Source organism: Pseudolysinimonas sp., from assembly GCF_049651805.1.
GTDB lineage: Bacteria > Actinomycetota > Actinomycetes > Actinomycetales > Microbacteriaceae > Pseudolysinimonas_A.
The window spans coordinates 13,520-35,451 of record NZ_JBASCU010000051.1; the positions used below are offsets into that span (position 1 = coordinate 13,520).

Annotated in this window: 20 protein-coding genes and 1 pseudogene; 5 read left to right on the forward strand and 16 right to left on the reverse strand. The window is 68.9% G+C overall.

The features are described from left to right. Nucleotide 1 precedes the first annotated feature (1 nt). The 6 genes from WBL06_RS12810 to WBL06_RS12835 form a co-directional block, all read right to left on the reverse strand. On the reverse strand, nucleotides 2-694 hold the full coding sequence (locus WBL06_RS12810; RefSeq protein WP_424456662.1) for an ABC transporter ATP-binding protein: 693 nt from the start codon (nucleotides 692-694) through the stop codon (nucleotides 2-4). After that, nucleotides 687-1,469, reverse strand: a complete 783-nt coding sequence (locus tag WBL06_RS12815) for an ABC transporter ATP-binding protein (protein WP_424456663.1) — start codon at nucleotides 1,467-1,469, stop codon at nucleotides 687-689. The genes WBL06_RS12810 and WBL06_RS12815 overlap by 8 nt, the downstream gene beginning before the upstream one ends. Further along, complete coding sequence (locus WBL06_RS12820) at nucleotides 1,466-2,494, reverse strand: branched-chain amino acid ABC transporter permease (RefSeq protein ID WP_424456665.1); 1,029 nt, start codon at nucleotides 2,492-2,494, stop codon at nucleotides 1,466-1,468. Before WBL06_RS12820 ends, WBL06_RS12815 begins: the two co-directional genes overlap by 4 nt. Beyond that, nucleotides 2,491-3,360 carry a branched-chain amino acid ABC transporter permease gene (locus WBL06_RS12825; RefSeq protein ID WP_424456667.1) on the reverse strand — a complete coding sequence of 290 codons (870 nt, stop codon included), beginning with the start codon at nucleotides 3,358-3,360 and terminating at the stop codon, nucleotides 2,491-2,493. Before WBL06_RS12825 ends, WBL06_RS12820 begins: the two co-directional genes overlap by 4 nt. Before the next feature lie 72 nt (nucleotides 3,361-3,432). Next, the gene (locus WBL06_RS12830; RefSeq protein ID WP_424456669.1) at nucleotides 3,433-4,665 is read right to left on the reverse strand and encodes an ABC transporter substrate-binding protein; all 1,233 of its coding nucleotides are present in this window, start codon (nucleotides 4,663-4,665) and stop codon (nucleotides 3,433-3,435) included. Between the two features lie 199 nt (nucleotides 4,666-4,864). Beyond that, nucleotides 4,865-6,193 (reverse strand): M50 family metallopeptidase, encoded by a 1,329-nt coding sequence (locus WBL06_RS12835; RefSeq protein ID WP_424456671.1) that lies wholly within the window; start codon nucleotides 6,191-6,193, stop codon nucleotides 4,865-4,867. Nucleotides 6,194-6,395: 202 nt separating this feature from the next. Between WBL06_RS12835 and WBL06_RS12840 the strand changes: the two genes are divergently transcribed. Further along, nucleotides 6,396-7,565, forward strand: a complete 1,170-nt coding sequence (locus WBL06_RS12840) for a serine/threonine-protein kinase (protein ID WP_424456673.1) — start codon at nucleotides 6,396-6,398, stop codon at nucleotides 7,563-7,565. A 148-nt stretch (nucleotides 7,566-7,713) separates the two neighbouring features. Here WBL06_RS12840 and WBL06_RS12845 read toward each other — a convergent pair whose 3' ends face one another. From WBL06_RS12845 to WBL06_RS12855, 3 genes are read right to left on the reverse strand one after another with little or no spacing between them, the layout of a single operon-like run. Next, a complete protein-coding gene (locus WBL06_RS12845) occupies nucleotides 7,714-8,796 on the reverse strand; it encodes a 1-deoxy-D-xylulose-5-phosphate reductoisomerase (RefSeq protein ID WP_424456675.1) in 1,083 nt (360 codons plus the stop codon). A 1-nt stretch (nucleotide 8,797) separates the two neighbouring features. After that, nucleotides 8,798-9,739, reverse strand: coding sequence for an FKBP-type peptidyl-prolyl cis-trans isomerase (locus tag WBL06_RS12850; RefSeq protein WP_424456677.1), 942 nt, complete (start codon nucleotides 9,737-9,739; stop codon nucleotides 8,798-8,800). A gap of 22 nt (nucleotides 9,740-9,761) precedes the next feature. Next, the gene (locus WBL06_RS12855; protein WP_424456679.1) at nucleotides 9,762-10,727 is read right to left on the reverse strand and encodes an FKBP-type peptidyl-prolyl cis-trans isomerase; all 966 of its coding nucleotides are present in this window, start codon (nucleotides 10,725-10,727) and stop codon (nucleotides 9,762-9,764) included. 47 nt (nucleotides 10,728-10,774) lie between these two features. On the opposite strand from WBL06_RS12855, the gene WBL06_RS12860 reads away from it, so the two are divergent. Both WBL06_RS12860 and WBL06_RS12865 read left to right on the forward strand, forming a co-directional pair. Beyond that, nucleotides 10,775-12,100 (forward strand): aminotransferase class III-fold pyridoxal phosphate-dependent enzyme, encoded by a 1,326-nt coding sequence (locus WBL06_RS12860; RefSeq protein ID WP_424456681.1) that lies wholly within the window; start codon nucleotides 10,775-10,777, stop codon nucleotides 12,098-12,100. Next, the gene (locus WBL06_RS12865; protein ID WP_424456683.1) at nucleotides 12,097-13,128 is read left to right on the forward strand and encodes a hypothetical protein; all 1,032 of its coding nucleotides are present in this window, start codon (nucleotides 12,097-12,099) and stop codon (nucleotides 13,126-13,128) included. Before WBL06_RS12860 ends, WBL06_RS12865 begins: the two co-directional genes overlap by 4 nt. On the opposite strand, the gene WBL06_RS12870 is transcribed toward WBL06_RS12865, so the two are convergent. Beyond that, nucleotides 13,118-13,600, reverse strand: coding sequence for an OsmC family protein (locus WBL06_RS12870; RefSeq protein WP_424456685.1), 483 nt, complete (start codon nucleotides 13,598-13,600; stop codon nucleotides 13,118-13,120). The two genes, WBL06_RS12865 and WBL06_RS12870, sit on opposite strands and share 11 nt — an antisense overlap. Nucleotides 13,601-13,652: 52 nt before the next feature. On the opposite strand from WBL06_RS12870, the gene gabT reads away from it, so the two are divergent. Further along, nucleotides 13,653-15,011, forward strand: a complete 1,359-nt coding sequence (gabT, locus tag WBL06_RS12875; protein WP_424456687.1) for a 4-aminobutyrate--2-oxoglutarate transaminase — start codon at nucleotides 13,653-13,655, stop codon at nucleotides 15,009-15,011. 22 nt (nucleotides 15,012-15,033) lie between these two features. On the opposite strand, the gene WBL06_RS12880 is transcribed toward gabT, so the two are convergent. Genes WBL06_RS12880 through WBL06_RS12900 form a run of 5 tightly spaced genes read right to left on the reverse strand, consistent with a single transcriptional unit; the run spans nucleotide 15,034 to nucleotide 20,176 of the window. Continuing rightward, nucleotides 15,034-15,990, reverse strand: a complete 957-nt coding sequence (locus WBL06_RS12880) for an NADP-dependent oxidoreductase (protein ID WP_424456689.1) — start codon at nucleotides 15,988-15,990, stop codon at nucleotides 15,034-15,036. A gap of 38 nt (nucleotides 15,991-16,028) precedes the next feature. Beyond that, on the reverse strand, nucleotides 16,029-16,847 hold the full coding sequence (locus WBL06_RS12885; protein WP_424456691.1) for an ABC transporter permease: 819 nt from the start codon (nucleotides 16,845-16,847) through the stop codon (nucleotides 16,029-16,031). Further along, the gene (locus WBL06_RS12890) at nucleotides 16,844-17,767 is read right to left on the reverse strand and encodes an ABC transporter permease (protein WP_424456692.1); all 924 of its coding nucleotides are present in this window, start codon (nucleotides 17,765-17,767) and stop codon (nucleotides 16,844-16,846) included. Before WBL06_RS12890 ends, WBL06_RS12885 begins: the two co-directional genes overlap by 4 nt. Continuing rightward, on the reverse strand, nucleotides 17,767-18,957 hold the full coding sequence (locus WBL06_RS12895) for an ABC transporter ATP-binding protein (protein WP_424456694.1): 1,191 nt from the start codon (nucleotides 18,955-18,957) through the stop codon (nucleotides 17,767-17,769). Before WBL06_RS12895 ends, WBL06_RS12890 begins: the two co-directional genes overlap by 1 nt. A gap of 7 nt (nucleotides 18,958-18,964) precedes the next feature. Then, on the reverse strand, nucleotides 18,965-20,176 hold the full coding sequence (locus WBL06_RS12900) for an ABC transporter substrate-binding protein (RefSeq protein WP_424456696.1): 1,212 nt from the start codon (nucleotides 20,174-20,176) through the stop codon (nucleotides 18,965-18,967). A 151-nt stretch (nucleotides 20,177-20,327) separates the two neighbouring features. Here WBL06_RS12900 and ald point away from each other — a divergent pair, with 151 nt between their 5' ends. Further along, the gene (gene ald, locus WBL06_RS12905) at nucleotides 20,328-21,443 is read left to right on the forward strand and encodes an alanine dehydrogenase (RefSeq protein WP_424456698.1); all 1,116 of its coding nucleotides are present in this window, start codon (nucleotides 20,328-20,330) and stop codon (nucleotides 21,441-21,443) included. On the opposite strand, the pseudogene WBL06_RS12910 reads toward ald, so the two are convergent. Next, a pseudogene (locus tag WBL06_RS12910) lies at nucleotides 21,440-21,932 on the reverse strand (hypothetical protein); the annotation flags it as partial. The gene ald and the pseudogene WBL06_RS12910 overlap by 4 nt on opposite strands.

Sequence of the window (21,932 nt, forward strand, 5' to 3'; positions counted from 1 at the left end):
GTCACATGCCCAGGTGGGCGAGCAGTTCCGTCTCGCGCCGCTGGAACTCCGCGTTGTCGAGACTCTCGACGACCCGCCCCTGCGCGAGCAGGTAGTGGCGGTCCGCAACCGTCGCGGCGAACTTGACGTTCTGTTCGACGAGGAGCACCGCGATCCCGTGTCGCTTGGCTTCGCGGATGATCTCCGCGATCCGCTGCACGATCACGGGGGCGAGACCCTCGCTCGGCTCGTCGAGCAGCAGCAGACGCGAGCCGCTCCGCAGGACACGGGCGATCGCGAGCATCTGCTGCTCGCCCCCCGAGAGCTGGGTGCCCATCGAGGCGCGTCGATCGCGCAAGGCCGGGAACGCGTCGTAGATCTTCTCCAGCGACCAGCCGTCCGGGCCGACGACGGGGGGCAAGGTCAGGTTCTCGAACACGGTCAGCGTCGCGTAGATGCCCCGGTCGTCGGGCACCCACCCCACGCCGGCCTTCGCCCGCCGGTCGGGTGTGAGTCCGTCGATCCGTCGTCCGTCGAGCGTGATCCCCCCGGTGTATTGGCGATGCAGCCCCATGAGGCAGCGCAGCAGGGTCGTCTTGCCCGCGCCGTTGCGCCCGACGAGGGTCACGACATCGCCGGGCTCGATCGCGAGAGACACGGCGTGAAGCGCGGTGGCCTCCCCGTAGGAGGCGGAGAGCGATGAGACCTCAAACATGCGACTGCCCCAGATATGCCGTGATGACCTTCGGATCGGTACGCACCTGGTCATAGCTTCCTTCGACCAGCACGGCGCCCTGCTGGAGCACCGTCACGTGGTCGGCCAGGCTACCGACGACGTGCATGTTGTGGTCGACGAAGACCACCGTGCGTCCGCGCGCGATGCGTTCGATGAGCGCGATCGTGCGATCGACATCCTCGACACCCATCCCCGCGGTCGGCTCGTCGAGCAGCATGAGGCTGGGATCGAGGGCGAGGGCGAGGGCGAGCTCGACGGCGCGCTTCTGGCCGTACGCGAAGTGCCCGACTTCGCGATCCGCCTGATCCGCCATGCCCACCTCGTCGAGCAGTTCGATCGCCCGTGCCTCGAACCGCGCCAGTTGCTTCTCCGACCGCCAGAACCGGTAGCCGATGCCCGTCGGGCTGCCGAGCGCGAGCTCGAGATGCTGCCGCGCCGTGAGCTTGTCGAACAGGCTCGTGATCTGGAACGACCGCGCGATCCCGAGGTGAGCGATCTCTTCGGGCTGACGTCCGGTGATGTCACGGCCCTCGTGCTCGATCGTTCCTGACGTGGGCTTGAGGAATCCGCTCAGCAGGTTGAAGAGCGTCGTCTTGCCGGCGCCGTTCGGCCCGACCAGCGCGTGCACCGTGCCGCGCCGCACCTCGAGGTCGACGGCGTCCACGGCGGTGAATCCGCGGAACACCTTGGTCAACCCCCGCGTGCGGAGCACGACATCCGTCGCCTGGGCATCCATAGACTGTGCCGCGGTCATCGGCCGCCCTCCTTCCCGGTGCGGCGACCGCGCATCCGTTCGACGAGCCCGGCGACGGTGCCCCACACGCCCTTGCGGAACAGCAGCACGATGACGACGAAGATCGCTCCCGTGATGATGCCGATGCCGTCGAACCCCGCGCTCGCGAGGTAATCCTCGAGGAGCACGATGATCGCGGCGCCGATCGCTCCGCCCCACAGCGTGCCCATGCCGCCGAGCACGGTCATCAGCACGACCTTGCCCGACGTCGTCCAGTCGACCTCCTGGAGCGAGACGAAGCCGTGGCTGATCGCGAAGACGCCGCCGGCCAGGCCCGCGATGCCCGCCGACAGCACGAACGCGATGAGCTTGTAGCGCTCGACGTCGTAGCCGAGGGCCCGGACCCGTGCCGGATTGTCACGGATGCCGGACAGCACGCGCCCGAACGGGGAGTGCACGATTCGCCAGCAGGCGAATGCCCCGAAGATGATGATCGGGATGGCGGCGTAGTAGAAGTAGAACGATTCGGTCTCGATGGCCTCGATCCCGAAGAAGGTCTTCGGCACCCCCTGCAGGCCGTTCTCGCCACCGGTCACGACGCTCGCCTGATTCGCGACGAAGTAGATCATCTGGGCGAACGCGAGGGTGACCATCGCGAAGTAGATCCCGGAGCGGCGCACCGAGAGGAGCCCGATCGGCACGGCGAGCACCATCGCAGCGAGGGCCCCGAGCAGGATCGCGACCGGGAACGGCAGGCCGAGGTGCGACGCGATCCATCCCGTGAAGTAGGCCGAGGACCCCCAGAAGGCGGCGTGCCCGAAGGAGAGCAGCCCGCCGTAGCCGAGCAGGAGGTCCACCGACATGGCAAAGAGTGCCCAGGCGGCGATGTCCATGGCGACCGGCGGATAGACGAACCAGGGAAGCGCGAGCACCGCGACGAGCGCGATGGCCAGCCAGACGATCCGCCGGACCGTCGTCGCCCGCGACGGGGCCGGGAAGGCGTCGAGGCCGCCCCCGGGAGGCGCGATGCGCGAGGTGGCGCTCATACCGACTCCCTCCGCCCGAACAGCCCGGCCGGCCGGACGAGGATCACGACCGCCATGAGGATGAAGATGAGGATCTGCGAGAAGGTGCTCGCATAGCCCTGGCCGTACGCCTCGACGAGGCCGACGAGGAACCCCGCGACGACGGCGCCGAGGATCGAGCCGAGCCCGCCGATGACGACGATCGCGAACAGGATGATGATGAAGTTGGACCCCATCGTCGCCGTGATCGCCCGGAACGGCGCCGCGAGAACCCCCGCGAGGCTCGCGAGGGCGACGCCGAAGCCGAACACCGGGGTCACCCAGCGGCTGACGTTGATGCCGAGCGCTCGCGCCCGGTCCGGCTCCTCGGTGGCCGCGCGCACGATCATGCCGACCCGGGTCTTGGCGAGCAGCAGCCACACCCCCACGCAGACGGCGACGGAGAAGACGAAGACGAACAACTGGTAGACCGGCAGCTGGATCGGCCCGATGCTCAGCAGGCCGCCGAGACCCGCCGGCTGCTCGTACGGCAGACCCGAGACGCCGTAGCGCAGCTTGATGATGTCGACGAGCACGAGCGAGATGCCGAACGTCAACAGGAAGGTGTAGAGGTTGTCGAACCCGAGCAGCCACCGCACGAACAGCCGCTCGACGAGGATGCCGAAGGCGAACAGCACGATGGGCACGATGAGCAGCGACCACCAGAATCCGATCCCGGCGACGTCGAGCAGCACCGCGGTCAGCACGGCGCCGAGCATGTAGAACGCTCCATGCGCGAAGTTGACGACGTTGAGGGCGCCGAAGATGACCGCGAGGCCGAGCGCGGCGAGCGCGTAGAACCCGCCGGCCGCGAGTCCCTGCAGGGTGTATTGGACGAACGCATCCATGAGTCGAGAGTGTCACTTCCTGCTGTCGGGGCGGCCCGGAAAGGGACCGCCCCGACACCGTTGGGGACGAGGTTACATCGAGCAGTTCGGGTTCACGTCCGAGAAGGCATCCTCGGCGGGGATCGTCGCGATGATCTCCTCGTAGTCCCACGGCTCTTCGACGTCATCGGCGGCCTTGACCCGCGCGACGTAGGAATCGTGGATGACGCTGTGGTCACTGCGCACCACGCCGTTGCGCAGGAACAGGTCGTTCAGCTCCGCGCCTTCCAGTTCCGCGATCACGGCCTCGGCGTCGTCGGTGCCGGCCCGTTGGATCGCCTCGAGGTACTGGAGTGCCGCCGAGTAGTTCCCCGCGTGGGCGAACGTCGGCCGGGTGTCGGTGAGCTGCAGGAAGCGGTCGGCGAATTCGCGGTTCTGCTCGTCGTAGTTCCAGTACCACGCGTCCGTGAATGTCGTGCCCGAGAACTGGTCGACCCCGAGCGAGTGGATGTCGGTGATGAACATGAGCCCCACCGCGAGAGTCGTCTCGTTCTGCAGCCCGGCCTGGTTGTACTGCTTGACGAAGTTGATCAGGTCGCCGCCCGCCGCCATGATCGCGATGACGTCGGGATCCTGTGCCGCTGCGCGCGTGATGAACGTGGAGAAGTTGTCGTTCGGGAACGGCGTCGCGATGCTCTCCAGCACCGTGCCACCGGCCGCCTCCACCGCCGCGGTGAAGGAGGCGTTCATCCCCTGACCGAAGGCGTAGTCGGGGTAGACGATCGACCAGCTCTCGCCGCCGTCCTCGACGACCCCGGCCGCGCCCTTCGCGAGCATCTCGGTGTTGTAGGCCCACTGGAACGTGTACGGGTTGCACGAGGCGCCCGTGAGCTCCATCGTGGCGGCCGTGACGTCGATGAACAGGCGCTTCTTCGCTGCCGCGACCTCGGCGACGGCGAGAGCCGCCGACGAGGTCGGCACGTCGAGGATGATGTCGGCGCCGCGGCGGTCGTACATCTGCTGCGCCTGCGTGTTGGCGACGTCGGGCTTGTTCTGGTGGTCGGCGGTGATCACCTCGATCTCGGTGGCGACTGCCTCGTCGCCGTACTTCTCGCGGTAGTCGGCGATCGCCATGTCGACGGCCACCCGGGTGTTCGGGCCGGAGAGGTCGCGGTAGACGCCCGACTGGTCGTTGAGGATGCCGATGGTCACCTTGCCGTCGCTCAGCGCGGACCCGTCTTGAGCGGGCGGTCCTCCCGCACAACCGGTGAGAATGAACGCCGCGGCGGTGATTGCGCCGACGACGAGACTGGATTTCCTGTTCACGGTTACTCCTTCGTAGGTGTGATGCGGAACGTTGTGGTGCTGGTCATGCCTCGGCGCCCCGCACAGCGCGCTCGGCATCGAGCGGCGGGTTCGTCAGGGATCTTTTGAACGCTAACGCAGACCCTGGGGCGAAACTACGGCTCTACCTGTGCAATTCCGCACATGTGGGTGCGCACTCCCGCGTACCGGGCGCGCGTGCTCAGAACAGGCTGATCGGATTCACGATGTCGGAGAACAGCACGAACAGCGTGAGCACCGCCAGCACGCCGGAGACCGCCATCGTGATCGGGATGAGGCGGGCGACATCCACCGGACCCGGGTCGGGGCGCCGGAACAGCTTCGCGAACGCGCGCCGGATGCCCTCCCAGATCGCGCCCGCGACGTGCCCGCCGTCGAGCGGCAACAGGGGGATCAGGTTGAACAGGAACAGCGCCAGATTGAGGCCCCCGAGCAGTCCGAGGATGCTCGCCGCGCGGTCGGCGACCGGGAGGGTCTCGAGGCTGGTGATCTCGCCGGCCAGGCGCCCGATGCCGACGACGCCGATGATGCCCTCCGGGTCGCGTTCCGTTCCGCCGAACGTCGACACCCCGAGGTCGTAGACGCGCACCGGCAGGGTGACGATCGAATAGCCGATGCGCTGCGTGGCATCCCACACGTAGCCCGGAACCGCCGTCACCGGCTGTTGCACACTCTGAACGGCGTAGCCGATGCCGATGAAGCCCACGTCTTGGGTCGCGATCGAACCGTCGGGGTTCTCCACCGGTTGCAGGTCGTCGTCGAAGACCGGTCGCTCAGTCAACAGCGGCGTCACCGCGACGCTGACGTTTTCGCCGTCGCGCAGCACCTCGAAGTCGAGTTCACGCCCGGCCGCCTGGGTGACGATCTCGGAGACATCGGTGTAGACCTCGATGGGTCGGCCGTCGATGGCGAGCAGGCGGTCACCCGGCAGGAGTCCGGCCTCGGCCGCCGGCGCGACGGGATCGGCGTCGGTGCACTCGGTCTGGGTGCTCTCGGCCGGCACGATGCACGCGTAGACGGTGCCGATCGTCGTCGACGGCTGCGGAATGCCGAAGCCGACGAGCACGATGCCGAAGAACACGAACGCCAGAACGAGGTTCATGATCGGCCCGCCGAGCATGATGACGATGCGCTTCAGCACCGGCAGTCGATAGAAGGTGCGGTGCTCCTCCCCCGCTGGGATGCCCTCGTGGGCGGCGCTGCGCGCGTCGTTCACCATCGTGTCGAAGAAGCCGGTGGATGCCGTGCGCGGCTTGCCGCCCGCGCGTTCGGGCGGGAACATGCCCGCCATCGAGATGTACCCGCCGAGGGGAATCATCTTCAGGCCGTATTCGGTCTCGCCCACGCGCTTCGAGAACAGCGTGCGGCCGAAACCGATCATGTACTGCCCGACCCGCACCCCGAAGAGTTTCGCGGGCACGAGGTGCCCGACCTCATGGAGTCCGATGGAGATCACCAGGCCGACGAGAACGATCACCACGCCGAGGAGGTAGAGCAGCGCGGATTCCACGTGGTCAGATTACGTCAGCTTGGATGACCAGGCAGGTCGGCGCTTTGGCTCGCCTCGTCCGGAAAGCGACACTGCCCGCGACCGCCCCGCACGGCGGCGCAGAAGTCCCGCGCGCGCGGTCGCGGCAGGACACGCCTAGCGCGGCTGGGAGTGGACTGCAAGACCCCCGACGACACCGGCCGCGTGGACCACGATGGGTGAGGTGCAGGCACCCGACGTCGGCCAGACCTTTCACGGGCGATACGCGCTCCGGGAACGGCTCGGCGACGGCGGAACCGCGTCGGTGTTCCTGGCCGACGACATCGAGCTCGGACGCCCTGTCGCGATCAAGGTCTACGGAACCGAGAGCGAGGTCAGCGACACCGAGCGGCGGCAACGCGAAGCGCGCGCGCTGGCCGGACTACGGCATCCGGCGATCGTGACCCTCTTCGACGCCCGGCTCGACGCGACTCCGCCCTACCTCGTGCTCGAGCACGTCGACGGCGAGACCCTGGCGAAGCGAATCGGGCGTGGTGCGCTGCCGGCCGTCGAGGCCCGGCTCATCGGGGCCGCAGCCGCGAGCGGTCTGGCCGCGGCTCACGACGCGGGAATCGTGCACCGTGACATCAAGCCGGCCAACATCATGATCCCGGCCGACCCCAGCCCCGACGCGGCACGGCTCCTCGACTTCGGGATCGCGCACTCCGTGGGCGGATCACGCGCGACGGCCGTGGGTTCCGTCGTCGGCTCCGCCGTGTACCTCAGCCCCGAACAGGCGCGGGGCAAGGACGTGACGCCGACCTCTGATGTCTACTCCCTGGGTCTCGTGCTAATCGAGTGCCTGACCGGACGGCCCGCGTTCACCGGCACGGCCGAGGAGGTGATGGCGGCACGACTGCTGCGGCCGCCGGCACTCGACGACCCCGCTCTGGCAGCCGACGCGGGGCTGCTCAGCCGGATGACGGCACTCGATGCCGCCGACCGTCCGACGGCTGCGGAGGTCGCCCAGGAGCTTCAGGCGCCCGTCGCGACGCGCCTGCTGGCGGCCGGCGGCGTCGCAGTCGACGTGCCGACGGAACGGATGACTCAGCCCTCGGACGTTGCACCCCTACGCCGACGCCGGCGGTTACCCCTGGCCGTCGTTCTCGCCGGCCTCGGCGGGCTGCTCGTGACCGCGCTGGTCGTCGGCACGCTGGTCAGCGGGCTGCTTCCGGCGCTGGCCCCCACGCCGACCGACTCGCCGTCGCCGGATGTGGTCGTGGTGACCCCGTCCCCGGACGAGAGCGGTGGACCCCCCGACAACGACGATGACGACCAGGGGGACGACGGTCCGGGCAACAGTGGAAACGCTCCCGGCAACGACGGCAAGGACAAGGGCGACAAGGGGCCGTGAGCGCCGTCAGGAGCGCGTGACGGCGCGCGATAGATCGAGCGGAGACACCAAACTCGTCGGTCGCGACGCGGAAGCGCAGCGGGTCGATCCGCCGTCGAGCGACGCCGTCACCTCGGCGACATCGAGCACGGTGGGGCCTCAGGCCACCTCACTGCGCAAGGATGGCATCCGCAGCGCTCCGTGCCCAGCGTTCGGCCTCGATCACGCCGTCGAGCGTCATCTCCCCCGGTTCGTGCCGGTCGACGACGCGCTCCACGGTCTCGACGATCGACAGGTAGCCGATACGACCGGCGTGGAAGGCGGCGACGGCCTGCTCGTTCGCCGCGTTGAACACCGCGGGGTACGTCGACCCCGCCTCGCCGACCCGCTTCGCAAGCGCGACGGCCGGGAAGGCCGTGTCGTCGAGAGGCTCGAAGGTCCAGGTCTGCGCCGTCGTCCAGTCGAGCGGCACCCCGACATCCGGCACTCGGTCGGGCCAGCCCAGGCCGAGGGAGATCGGCAGCCGCATGTCGGGCGGCGACGCCTGGGCGAGCGTGGAGCCGTCGGTGAACTCGACCATCGAGTGCACGACCGACTGGGGGTGCACCACCACATCGATCGACGCGTAGGGCACGTCGAACAGCAGGTGCGCCTCGATCACCTCGAGCCCCTTGTTCACCAGAGTCGCGGAGTTGGTCGTCACCATGATCCCCATGTCCCACGTCGGATGCGCCAGGGCCTCTGCCGGGGTGACCGTGGCGAGGTCGGCCCGGCTGCGTCCGCGGAACGGTCCGCCGGATGCCGTCAGCACGAGGCGACGCACCTCATGAGGCGTTCCGGAGCGCAACGCCTGCGCGAGCGCCGAGTGCTCCGAGTCGACAGGCACGATCTGCCCGGGCGCCGCCGCGCGTTTCACGAGCTCACCCCCGACGATCAGGCTCTCCTTGTTAGCGAGGGCCAGGGTCGCGCCTGCCTCGAGCGCCGCCAGGGTGGGCCCGAGCCCGACCGAGCCGGTGATGCCGTTGAGCACGACATCCGCCGGGGTGTCGCGCACCAGCTGCACCGCTTCGTCGACGCCGAGCGCCAGACGCGTCACCCCGGTCGCCGCCGCCTGAGCTTCCAGGGTCGGGCGGTCGGAACCGGCGGCCAGCCCGACGAGTTCGAACCGGTCGGGATTCGCGGCGATGACCTCGAGCGCCTGCGTGCCGATCGACCCGGTCGAGCCGAGCACGATGACCCGCCGCGGCGCCATATCAGGCGGCGCCGAGGTCGACGATCTGGATGTAGAACACGAGCGTCGACGTCTGCAGAGCGTGCCCTTCGCTGCCGCCGTAACCGAGCGCGGGGGGCATCGTCACGACGATGGTCGAACCCACGGTCTGGCCGACGAGCGCCTCCCGGAAGCCCGTGACGACGCCGCTGACCTGGAACTCGGCGGGCTCGCCGCGGTCGAAGCTGGAGTCGAAGACCTCACCGGTCTCCCATGCGGTGCCGAGATAGTTGACGACGACCGAGTCGGCGGGGCCGACGACATCCCCATCGCCTTCCTCGAGGACGGCGATCTCCAGCTCGGTCTTCGGGGCCGTTGCCGGCAAGGTCACGGTCGGCGCCTCGGCGCTGCCGCCGATCTCGGGAAGATCGGTCGACCAGACGTTGTCGGTCAGCACGTCGACGACGAAGACCAGCACATCATCCGCGCCGATCCCGACCTGTTCGCCCTGCTCACCGAACGCCTCGGAGCCGGGGATGACTCCGACCACGCGGGAACCCGGGCCGAGGCAGCCGATGGTCTTGGCGAACCCTTCGAAGAGCAGTTCGGTGTCGGCACGGAACGGCGTCGCGGGGTCGGTCGTACCCCAGCCGTAGGTCTCGATCTGCTCCCCCGTCGTGCCGTTGTAGAGACCGTACGCGGCCGACACCAGTTGACCCGGTTCGACCTCGTCGCCCTCGATCACCACCTCGCGCTCGGTCGTCGAGACCTCGAGACCCGCGTCGAACGTCACGGTCGGTGTGCTGCCGAAGTCGCCGGAGACGTCGACGGCCGCGACCCCGTCGCCGCCGGGCGTGGCGCACACGTCGATCGCCGCCGGGTCGGTCTCAGCGGAGTCGGGCGTCGAGGGGTCGTCGCCCGCGCAGCCGGCGAGCACCAGCGCGGAGGCGAAGAGAAACGGCAGGGCGATGAGAGAGCGGCGCAACTTCGGATCCTTCGAAAGCGGTTCACGCCGGAGGCGGCGCCGTGGCGAGGATGTCGACCACGTACACCACCGTATCCGTCCCGGCTATGCCCCAACTGGGAGAGCCCGCCGCACCGAAGCCCTCGTCCGGCGGCACGATGACGACGACTCTCGAGCCGACGGCGCGACCGACGATCGCGGCGTCGACGCCCGGCAGCACCGCGAGCAACGAGCGCGGCACATCCCCCCAGGTCTCGTCGAACACCTCGCCGGTGCGCCAGTTCAGGCCCTGGAACTGGATGAGGAACTCATCCCCCGCCCCGACCAGCGGGCCGGAGCCCTCGAGGACCGGCGCGCTCAGCAGCTCCGTCGGCGGGTCGACGGCGGGAATCGTGACCGTCGGGCGCCCGTCGGCATCGAACTCCAGACCGAGGCCGGGGAATCCGTCGGGTAACGCCACCGGTGCCCCGTCAGCCTGGAGCGGGAGTCGCGCGAGAACGTCGACGACGAGCACCAGGTCATCGTCAGGGCCGATCGCGAGTTCGGGTTGGCCCACCGTTCCGAAGGCGTCTTCGGCGGGAACCACGCCGACGACGCGGCTACCCGGAGTGGAGCACAGGATCGTCGCGAGCAACCCGGGTTGCGCCGCCCCCTCCCGAAGCAGCACGCGGGCGTCTGCCGTCCCGGGCGCCCGGTCTCCGCTCGTGGCGTTGAGCATCGTGATCGTGACGTCGACGAGGTCTCCCGCCAGCACCGGCTGCCCGTCACCCTCGATCAACACGGTGCGTTCGACCCGGTCGACGTCGAAGGGACCCTGCGCCGTGACCACCGGCGACGCGCCCAGCTCGCCCGAGACGGCGACGGCGTCGGATGCCGCACCGGGCTGCGCACACGCCGCGCCGTCGGTCGGGGACGGCGACGGTGATCCGAGCACGAGAGGGCGCGCGGCGCACCCCGCGAGGACGAGGGTCGCGAGCAGGAGCGTCGCGAACGCCGGCCGGATGAGCACCCTCCATCCTCTCGGATGCCACACCGAGGCGGCCGTAGGCTGCCGGTATGGGATTCAGCGTGCCGCAGGAGCGGAAGCTCGTGACCGATCTGCCAGGGCCCAACTCGGTCGCGTTGCAGGAGCGTCGCGTCGCGAGCGTCTCGCGCGGCGCGGGCACCCTGGCGAACATCTACATGGATCACGGATCGGGCGCGATTCTCGTCGATGTCGACGGCAACCAGCTCATCGACCTCGGCTGCGGCATCGGCGTGACCACGATCGGACACGCCCACCCGGAGGTCGCCGAGGCCGCGTACGAGCAGGCGAAGAAGCTCACCCACACGCTGTTCACGGTCACCCCGTACGAGAACTATGTGCGCGTCGCCGAGAAGTTGCAGCAGATCACCCCTGGTGACTTCGAGAAGCACTCGATCCTCGTCAACTCCGGCGCCGAGGCGGTCGAGAACGCGGTCAAGATCGCGCGCAAGTTCACCGGTCGGCGCGCGATCGTCTCCCTCGACCACGCCTTCCACGGCCGCACGAACCTCACCATGGCGATGACCTACCGGCCGTGGCCGGAGCGCGCCGGCATGGGCCCGTTCCCCGGCGAGCTGTATTCGGTGCCGATCTCGTACCCCTACCGTGACGGGCTCTCAGGCGGGGAGGCCGCCGCGAAGACGATCGACTACATCGTCACCCACATCGGCGCGAGCGAGGTCGCGGCGTTCTTCGCAGAGCCCATCCAGGGCGACGGCGGCATCATCATCCCCGCCCCGGGGTACTTCGCGGCGATCAAGGAGTTCTGCGCGGCGGAGGGCATCGTGTTCGTCGCCGACGAGATCCAGGCGGGAATCGCCCGCACCGGCGCCTGGTACTCCATCGAGCATCACGGAGTCGTGCCCGACCTCGTCACGAGCGCGAAGGGCATCGCCGGCGGTTTCCCGCTCGCCGCCGTCACCGGCAAGGCCGAGATCATGGATGCCGTCCAGCCCGGCGGCATCGGCGGCACGTTCGGCGGCAACCCGGTGTCGACGGCCGCCGCGCTGAAGGTGTTCGAGATCATCGAACGCGACGATCTGCTGGGCGAGGCGCGACGGGTCGAGAAGGCGTTGCTGACCCGCATCGGCGGGTGGGCCGAGACGTATCCGATCGTCGGGGAAGTGCGTGGCAAGGGCGCGATGTTCGGTATCGAACTGGTCAAGGCAGGCACGAAGGATCCGAATCCAGCCGCCCTGTATGCCGTGCTGAAACACGCGACCAGCAACGGCGTCATCCCGCTCGACGCCGGGTCGTGGGACTCGGTGCTGCGCATCATGCCGAGTGTCGTCATCAGCGAGGCGCTGATCGACGACGCGGCCGGGGTGATCGAAGAAGCCCTGGCGAGCCTGAGTTGAGCGAGACCAACGGGGGCGGGGACACCCCTCCAACTCGCGCCCGCGTGCGGGCCTGGCCGTTCCTCCTCGCCGCGATGACGATCGCGGTGATCACCACGCTGGCGGTGTTGGCGAGCACCTGGACGCTTCCCCGCATCCAGCAGTTCCATGACGCCTACGTCGCCTGGTCCGAGCCGATCCCCGACCAGGTCGCGGCGATCGCCGCGACGACGGGCATGAGCGAGGAAGGCGAGCTCATCTACCGCGCGTCGACCCCCGTGGTCGAAGACGACGATGACTTCAACGAACACTGCTCGATCGAGGGTGGGGCGGTGCTCGGCTGCTACTACGCGGGCAAGGTCTACGTGTACGCCGTCACCGACGAGCGCCTCGCGGGCACCGTCGAGGTGACGGCCGCGCACGAGATGCTGCACGCCGCCTACGAACGACTCAGCCCCGAGGAGCGGGAGCGCATCGACGCCCTCGTCGACGAGGCGATCGCCGCAATTCCCGAAGATGACCCCGTCTTCACCGATCTCGAGCTCTACGCGACCGCGCAGCTTTCCGATGAGTGGCACTCGAGGCTGGGAACCGAGTTCGCCGAGCTCTCGCCCGAACTGGAGGAGCACTTCGCGCGCTACTTCGACGATCGAAGCAAAGTGGTCGAGTTGCACGTGCAGTCCACCGCGCTGTTCAACGAACTCCGCGCCCAAATCGAGGCGTTCGTGGCCGAGATCGACGCGCTCGACCCGGTGCTCGACGCTCGCATCGCCGCGTACGAGGCGGCAATCGCCGCCTACAACGCCGACGTCGACTCGTTCAACGCCCGCGCCGAGAGCGGCTCGTTCACGTCGCAGCAGCAGTTCGACCGGGAGCGCGCCGCCCTCCTCGCCCGCGGCGCCGCCCTCGACGAGGAAGGGGCTGCCCTCGACGCGGAGATCGATAGGTACAACGGCCTCGTCGAGCAGCTCACCGCCCTCGACGCCGACTATGCCGACCTGTACAGCGCACTCGACTCGAGCGACGGCACCGGCGACGTCAACCCGTAGCCCCCGGTCGCTCGAGCACCGTCGGCTCATGGCGCACCGGGAAGTTGACGCTCGACGCGATGAAGCACAGCCGATTCGCGTCGGCGTGAATCCGTCGCGCGACATCGGGGTCACCTGCCGAGATCGTCACGACCGGCCGTAGCACGACCTCACGAAACCGGCCGCCGCCGTCGGGTGTCGTCACCAGCATCCCCTCCGCGGTGTCGTCGTAGGACTCGACCACAATGTCGTTCGCGACGGCGACATAGAGGTAGCTCAGCAGGTGGCACTGCGCGAGCGCGGCGATGAGCAACTCCTCGGGGTTCCAGCGGTCCAGGTCACCGTGGAACACCCGCGCCGCCGAGCCGAGGATGTCGGGCTTGCCGACCACTCTCACCACATGGTCGCGACCGTACTCGCGATAGCCCGCGGTGCCGACGCCGCGATTGCCCGTCCACGCGAGCGAGGCCACGAAAAGGTGATCGGCATCCATCGCACAGGTCCTCTCTCAGCGGGCCGGTACCGCCGGTTCTAGACTCGGATCCATGACCGACACGCTCGCCCCCACCGTAGCCGCCACGGAATCCGTTCCCACCGAGCGTCGTGTGGTGACCGCGATCCCGGGGCCGAAATCGGTCGCGCTGCAGGAGCGTCGTCGTGCGGTCGTCTCCGACGGGGTCGCCTCGGCGCTGCCGGTCTACATCGAGAGAGCGCACGGCGCCATCGTCGTGGACGTCGACGGCAACGCGTTCCTCGACCTGGGCGCCGGCATCGGCGTGACGACGATCGGGCACACCGACGACTCCGTCGTCGCGGCGGCGCGGCAACAGTTGGGCGAGGTCATCCACACGCTCTTCACGGTCACGCCCTACGAGGAGTACGTGCGCGTCGCCGAGCTGCTCGCGGCGCACACGCCGGGCACCCACGCGAAGAAGACCGTGCTCGTGAACTCCGGGGCGGAAGCCGTCGAGAACGGTGTCAAGATCGCCCGCAAGTTCACCGGTCGCAGCGGAGTCGCGGTACTCGAGCACGCCTACCACGGCCGCACCAACCTCACGATGGCCATGAACTTCAAGGCGATGCCGTACGCGCTCGGCTTCGGGCCGTTCGCCGGCGACGTCTACCGCGCGCCGAACTCCTACCCGCTGCACGACGGGCTGTCGGGCGCCGAGGCGGCCGCCCGCACCATCGGCTACCTCGAGAAGACTGTCGGGGCCGCCGACCTCGCCTGCCTCGTCGTCGAGCCCATCCAGGGTGAGGGCGGCTTCGTCGTCCCCGCCGACGGTTACCTGCCGGCACTCCAGGAATGGTGCACGGCCAACGGCATCGTGTTCATCGCCGACGAGATCCAGTCGGGAATGGCCCGCACCGGCACCTACTTCGCGTCGGAGCACTTCGGCCTCGTTCCCGACCTCGTGCTGACCGCGAAGGGCATCGCCGGCGGCCTTCCGCTCGCTGCCGTGACCGGGCGGGCCGAGATCATGGATGCCGCCCAGCCCGGCGGCCTCGGCGGCACCTTCGGCGGCAACCCGGTTGCCTGTGCGGCAGCGATCGCGGTGTTCGAGCGCATCGAATCCGACGGGCTTCTCGGCGAGGCGGGCCGCATCGAGGGTGTGCTCAAGCCCGCGTTGCTCGCGTTGCAGAAGAAGTACCCGGTCATCGCCGAGGTGCGCGGAATCGGCGCGATGCTCGCCGTCGAACTGAGGGACCCCGCGACCCATGCCCCGCGCGCCGACGCCGTGACGACGATCGCGGCGGAAGCGGCCCAGCACGGCCTGCTGGTGCTGACCGCCGGCACCTACGGCAACGTGCTGCGGTTCCTGCCGAGCCTCGCGATCACCGACGCGCAGCTCGCCGACGCCGTCGACGTGCTCGACGCCTGCTTCGCGGGGCTTCCCGCCTAAGTCACGCCCCGGAACCCTGCCGCTAGGGCTCCAGCACGACCTTGCCACCGGCGTGACCGGTGACGAGGTGGTCGTACGCGGTGCGGGCGTCGTCGAGCGGGTAGGTCTGCGCGACGTCGACGCCGATCGCCCCGTCGGCGAACAGCTTCGCCAGAGTGAGGCGGGCGGCATCCCGGATCGCCGTCCCCGGGTCGGCACCGGCTCCCCCACCGATGGCGTGCCCGCCGGCGTCCACGACAGTGGCGAACTGGGCGTTGGCGATCGTGACGAGGCGGGCCGGATCGCCGAGCAGCGCCAGTGACACCTCGACGGCTTCATCGGTGCCGACCGTGTCGATCGCGGCGTCGATGCCGTCGGGGGCCAGCACGCGCACCCTCTCGGCCAGGCCGTCGCCGTAGGTCACGGGTTCGACCCCGAGCGACCGCAGTTGGTCGTGATTGCGTTCGGATGCCGTGCCGATGACCCGCGCTCCGCGCAGCCGGGCGAGCTGCGAGACGAGCCACCCGACGCCGCCGCTCGCGCTGTGCACGAGCACGATGTCGCCTGCCGCGATCCCCACCGTCTCGAGAGCGTGTACCGCCGTCGTGCCGTTCGAGAGCAGTCCCGACGCCTCGACGAACGACTTCGCGGGCGGCTTGCGCACCACGAGTCCTGCCTTCACCGTGAGCTCGTCCGCCTGGGCCCCCCGGAGTTTGTGACCGTAGACCTCATCGCCCACCGCGAGGGTCTCGCCCTCCAGGCTCACGGCATCCGCACCCGCCGCCGTGACCACTCCGGCCGCTTCGCTGCCCAGCCGCACCGGTAGCTTCGCCGGATCGGTGCCCGCCGCACCTGCCGCCTGCTTGGCGTCCCACCGGTTCAGCGCAGCGGCCCGCACCGCGATCGTGACCTCGTCGGGTTCGGGGGCTCGGGACTCCACGTCGATGAGGTCGATGACTTCGGTTCCGCCGTAAGCGGTCGCCGCGACTGCGCGCACCATGTTCGATGCAACGCGGCCGGCAGTCGTGCGATTCCCGCTCAGGGAGTTCGGGCGAGTCGCTTACGGCGAGCCGCGTTGAAGAGCTGCGACCCGATGACGAGCGCGATCGCCAGCACGAAGACGGCGGTCGCGACGACATTGGCCTCCGCCGGGATGCCGCGTGCGGCCGCGGTATAGACGTACTTCGGGAAGGTCGAGGCGGCCCCCGCATTGAAGTTCGTGATGATGAAGTCATCGAACGAGAGGGCGAATGACAGCAGTGCGGCGGCGATGATGCCGGGGAGCAGCAGCGGGAAGGTGATGCGCCACCACACCTGCCCGGGGCTCGCATAGAGGTCGCGACCGGCCTCTTCAAGGGCCGGATCGAGGCTCGACACCCGGGCCCGCACTGTGACGACGACGAAGCTGATGCTGAACATCGTGTGCGCCAGGATGATCGTGCCGACGCCCTTCGGCACTCCCGCTGTGAGGAACTGGGCGGCGAGACCGGCTCCGAGCACCACCTCGGGAGTGGCCATCGGCAAGAAGATGAGCAGGGTCGCGGCCGAGCGGAATCGCAGGCGATAGCGCACGAGGGCGATCGCGATCGCCGTGCCCATAGCCGTGGCGGCGACGGTGGCGACGACTCCGACCAGGATGCTCGTGCCGAACGCCTCGCACACGGCGCCATTCTCGACGATGCAGACCGTCGTCCAATTGTCGAACGTGAAGCCGCGCCAGACGATGTTGGACTTCAGAGAGTCGTTGAACGAATACGCGATCGTGTAGACGATCGGCGTGAGCAGCAGCACGAACCCGAGGATCGCGTAGACCGCCAGCCCCCACGTGCCGACGCCGAACCGCAGCCCGCGCCTCATACGAGGTCCTTCGTGCCGGCCCGGCGAATGTACAGCGCCACGAGCAGCAGGATCGCGCCCATCAGGATGATCGACAGCGAGGCTGCGACGGGGTAATTCTCGACCCGCAAGAAGTTCGCCTCGATGACATTGCCGATCATCGCCGTGTCGGGGGCGCCGAGGAAGTCGCTCGACGCGTTGATGTAGTCACCCGCAGCCGGGATGAAGGTCAGCAGGGTTCCCGACACCACCCCCGGCATCGACAGCGGCAGGGTGACCTTGAAGAACGTCGTCACGGGGCTCGCGTACAGGTCTCCCCCGGCCTCGACGTAGCGCAGGTCGAGTCGCTCCAGGGAGGTGTAGATCGGCAGCGTCATGAAGGGGATGAAGTTGTAGGCGATGCCGAAGATCACCGCCCCGGCTGTGCCGGTGAGCCGGGCGTCGTCGGGCAGGATCGTGAGCGACTGCAGCACCGCCAGCACGGGGCCCTCGTCGGAGAGGATCTGCTTCCAGGCGAAGGTGCGCAGCAGGAAGCTGATGAAGAACGGCGCGATCACCAGCACCAGCGCGAGTGCCTGCAGCATCGGGAAGCGCCGCAGCTTCACGCCGATGAAGTAGGCGATCGGGTAGCCGATGAGCAGCGCGATAATCGTCGCGGCGACGGCGAAGCCGAACGAGCGCCCGATGTGCGGCCAGTAGGTGGACATCACCTCGAGGTAGTTCTCCCACCGGAACGCGTAGACGTACCGGCCGATCTCGCCGAACGGATCGGGGGCCTTCAGACTGGTGACGATGAGCGACACGAACGGCACGACGAAGAACAGCGCGAGATAGGCGACGCCGGGGAGCAGCAACAGCAGGGCGACCGGACTCTTGCGTGCCGGGCCGGTATCGACCGTCGCGGGAGTGCCGGGGGCGCTGCCGAAGGCTCCGAAGGCCATCAGGCCTCCTCGAGCTCGGCCTCGATGCGGCGGCGCTGCGCGATGGCGATCGCCTGGGTGTCGTCGTCGGGGTCGAACCGCAGCGCTTCGGCCGGCTCATCCGCCACCCCGAAACCGTGATCGACCGACCAGGTGAGCCAGACCTCGGCGCCGTCGCCGACCACCGGGCCCGAGACCAGGTTCTGCGCGAACAGCGTCAGCGTGCCCAGGCCCGGGATGCCGATGAGGTATTGCGTGCTGACCCCGCTGAACGAGACGTCGTGCACACGACCCGGGCCGAGCAGGTTGACGCCCGCCTCGGGCTTCGGCTCCGACGTGTGGAGAACGAGCTTCTCGGGCCGGACCCCGATCGTGACGTCGCCCGCGTGACGCTGCGCCCGCTCCCGCAGAACCGCGATCTTGCGGCCCGCGACATCCACGACGATCGTGTCGCCCTTCGACGACACGACGGGCCCGGCGAACAGGTTCGACTGACCGAGGAAGTTGGCGACGAAGGCCGTGCGCGGCAACTCGTAGAGCTCGGCCGGCGCGCCCATCTGCTCGATCCGACCCTTGTTCATGACGGCGATCGTGTCGGCCATGGTCATGGCCTCCTCCTGATCGTGCGTCACGTGCAGGAAGGTGATTCCGACATCCGTCTGGATGTCTTTGAGCTCGACCTGCATCTGACGCCGCAGCTTCAGGTCGAGCGCGCCGAGCGGCTCATCGAGCAACAGCAGCGCGGGCCGGTTCACGACGGCGCGGGCCAGCGCAACACGCTGCTGTTGGCCGCCCGACAGCTGCGCCGGCCGGCGCTGCGCGACGTGATCGAGCTCGACCATCTGCAGGGCCTCGTGGGCACGCACGTTCGCGTTCTTCGCCCCCCGCCGCTTCAGGCCGAACGCGACGTTCTCGAGCACCGTCATGTGCGGGAAGAGCGCGTAACTCTGGAACACCGTGTTGACCGGCCGCCGATATGAGGGCGTGCGCGTGACGTCGTCGTTGCCGATGAGCACCCGGCCCGAGGTCGGTGTCTCCAGCCCCGCGACGATGCGCAGCGTGGTCGTCTTGCCACAACCCGACGGACCCAGCAGTGCGAAGAACGACCCCGCCGGAACGGTGAGGTTCAGCTCCTCGATGGCCGTGAAGCCCGGGAATCGCTTGCTGACGTCGTCGAGCTGGAGGTCGGCTCCTGACGACGCCGACTCCACGTTCGTGTCAGGCCCCCACGAGAACGGACTGGAATGCCGTGCTGAAGGATTGTTCCTCGGCCCCGGTCAGGGCGCGGAACGTCTTCACCTGCGACAGCGTCTCTTCGTTCGGGAAGATGAGCTGGTTCTCGGCCACCTCCGGGTCGATCGCGATCGCTGCTTCCTTTGCGCCGACGACCGGGGTGATGTAGTTCACCCACAGCGCCACCTCGGCAGCAACCTCGGGCTCGTAGTAGTAGTTGATGAGCGTCTCGGCGTTCTTCCTGCGCGGCGAGCCGATGGGGATCATCAGGTTGTCGTTCCAGAGCGTGCCGCCCGACTCCGGGATCGCGAACTCGAACAGGTCGCTGCCGACCTCGCCGTTGACGAGCGTCACGTCGCCCGACCAGACGATGCCGGCGATCGCGTCGCCGTTGATCAGGTCTTGCGTGTACGAGTTGCCGCGCACCGCACCGATCTGGCCGCTCGTGACCTGCTCGCGGAAGACGTCGAGTGCCGCGTTGAAGTCGTCTTCGCTGAAGTCGGCCGAGATGTCGACGCCCTGGCTGAGCAGGATGAGTCCCATCGTGTCGCGCATCTCGCTGAGCACGACGATCTTGCCCGCGAGCTCCGGGTCCCAGAGGTCGTCGAGCGTGCGCAGCCCGTTCGGCAGCGCCTCCTTGTTCCAGCACAGGCCCGCGAAGCCGCCCTGCCACGGCAGCGAGTGCGTGCGTCCCGGGTCGAAGCCGACGTTGAGGAGGTCGGGGATGAGGTTCGCCTTGTTCGGGATGTTGGCGTCGTTCAGCTCTTGCGTGTAGCCGAGGTTGATCAGGCGTCCGGCCATCCAGTCGGTGAGCGTGATGAGGTCGGCACCGATGTCCTGGCCGAGGGCGAGTTGGTCGCGCACCTTGGCGTAGTACTCGTTGTTGTCGTTGATGTCGACGAGGTAGTCGACCGCGATGCCGGTCGCCTCCGTGAAGGCCATGAGCGTCGGGTAGTTGCCCGCGTCGTCTTCGTCCATGTAGCCGGGCCAGTTCGCCCAGTTGAGGGTCGGGTCGGAGTCCGACTGGTCGGTGGCGGGGCTGGGTGCGCCGGACGAACCGGGGGCACATGCGGCGAGCGCCAGTGCGGTGGCACCGCCGACTCCGCCGGCGAGAACCGCCCGGCGCGAGAGCTGGGAGGCGCGCGCCTGCTGCACGAGCTTGCGGATCAGCGGATCTTCGGGAAGCGACCTGGGCATGTGATGGGACTCCTTTCGGCGTGGATCGATCCTGGCACAGGGAGGGCCGCGACGGAACTATTCGACACTTCCGTAACAGGAATTTCACGCAATCCGCCGTCTGACTCCCCGAACAGTGCGGATTCCACCGCCTCGCCCTACACTGGCGGCCATGAGGGTAGGCGTTCCGGCCGAAGTCAAGAACAACGAGTACCGCGTCGCCATCACGCCGTCGGGGGTGCACGAGCTCGTCGCCAACACCCACGAGGTGCACATCCAGGCGGGTGCCGGTCTCGGTTCCTCCATCAGCGATGACGATTACCGCGCCGCCGGCGCGACGATCGCGACCGATGCCGATGCGGTCTGGGATACCGCCGATCTGCTGCTCAAAGTCAAGGAACCGATCGAGAGCGAGTACCGCCACTTCCGCGAGGGACTCGTGATCTTCACCTACCTGCACCTGGCCGCCGAAGCGCCCCTCACCGCCGCGCTGGTCGAATCGGGCGTGACCGCAATCGCCTACGAAACCGTGCAACTGCCCGGTGGCTCGCTGCCACTGCTCGCTCCGATGAGCGAGGTCGCCGGCCGGCTCGCGCCGATCGTCGGCGCCAACGCGATGCTTCGTCCGCACGGGGGGCCGGGCCTGCTCGTTCCCGGGGTTGCGGGAACACATCCGGCCAACGTCGTCGTGATCGGCGCGGGCGTCGCGGGCACGAACGCCGTCGCCCTGAGCGTCGGGCTGGGCGCCCAGGTGGTCGTGCTCGACACCAACATCCAACGCTTGCGAGAACTTGACGACGACTACGCCGGGCGCATCGTCACGATCGCCTCCAACTCGTTCGAGCTCGAACGGGCTGTGCTGGCGGCCGACCTGGTGATCGGGGCCGTGCTCGTGCCCGGAGCCAAAGCCCCGAAACTGGTGAGCAACGACCTGGTGAGCCGCATGAAGCCCGGCAGCGTGCTCGTCGACATCGCCGTCGACCAGGGCGGCTGTTTCGCTGACACCCGCCCGACAACGCACGCCGACCCGACCTACCCGGTGCACGGCTCGATCTTTTACTGCGTCGCGAACATGCCCGGTGCCGTCGCCCACACCTCCACGTACGCGCTCACCAACGCGACCCTGCCGTACGTGAGGGCGATCGCGAACCGGGGATGGCAGGACGCCCTGCGTGCCGATCCGGCCCTCGCGCTGGGTCTCAACGTTCATGCCGGGCAGGTCGTGAACGCTCCCGTCGCCACCGCGCACGGGCTGGAGTCCACACCGCTGGAGTCGGCGCTGGCCTAGTTGTCGACGTCAAGGACGGCGCGGCGAATCCGACCGCCCTCGACGAGCCAGACCTCACCGGGGGCCAAAGGCGGCGGCACCTCGCGGGTTCGCGCGATCGCCCGTACCTCAGCGACCGCGCAGCCGTGGAACACGATCGGAAGGTCGCGACGGGCGCGCGCGATGCTCGCCCAGTCGCTCTGCCAGCCGTCCGGATCGCCGAGCAGCACCGCGCGACCGGGATCGACGGTCGGCACCCCGGCATCCGGCTCCCCGACCCACCGCACGCGGACGCGCTCGGGATCCCAGCGACCCGCGAGTTCGCGGGGCCGGGCGGCGACGACGGCGAGTTCGCCGCGCTCGGGCACCGCGGCAACGACGGGGGCCGGCGCCACGACCTCGATGCGAGCCCGCGGGTGCGGCAGAGCGACCTGGACGGCGGCGCCGTCCCAGATTCCGGCGCCGGGATGTGCGCGCGGGTCGAAGGTCTCCCCCGCGGCGCCGGCGAGC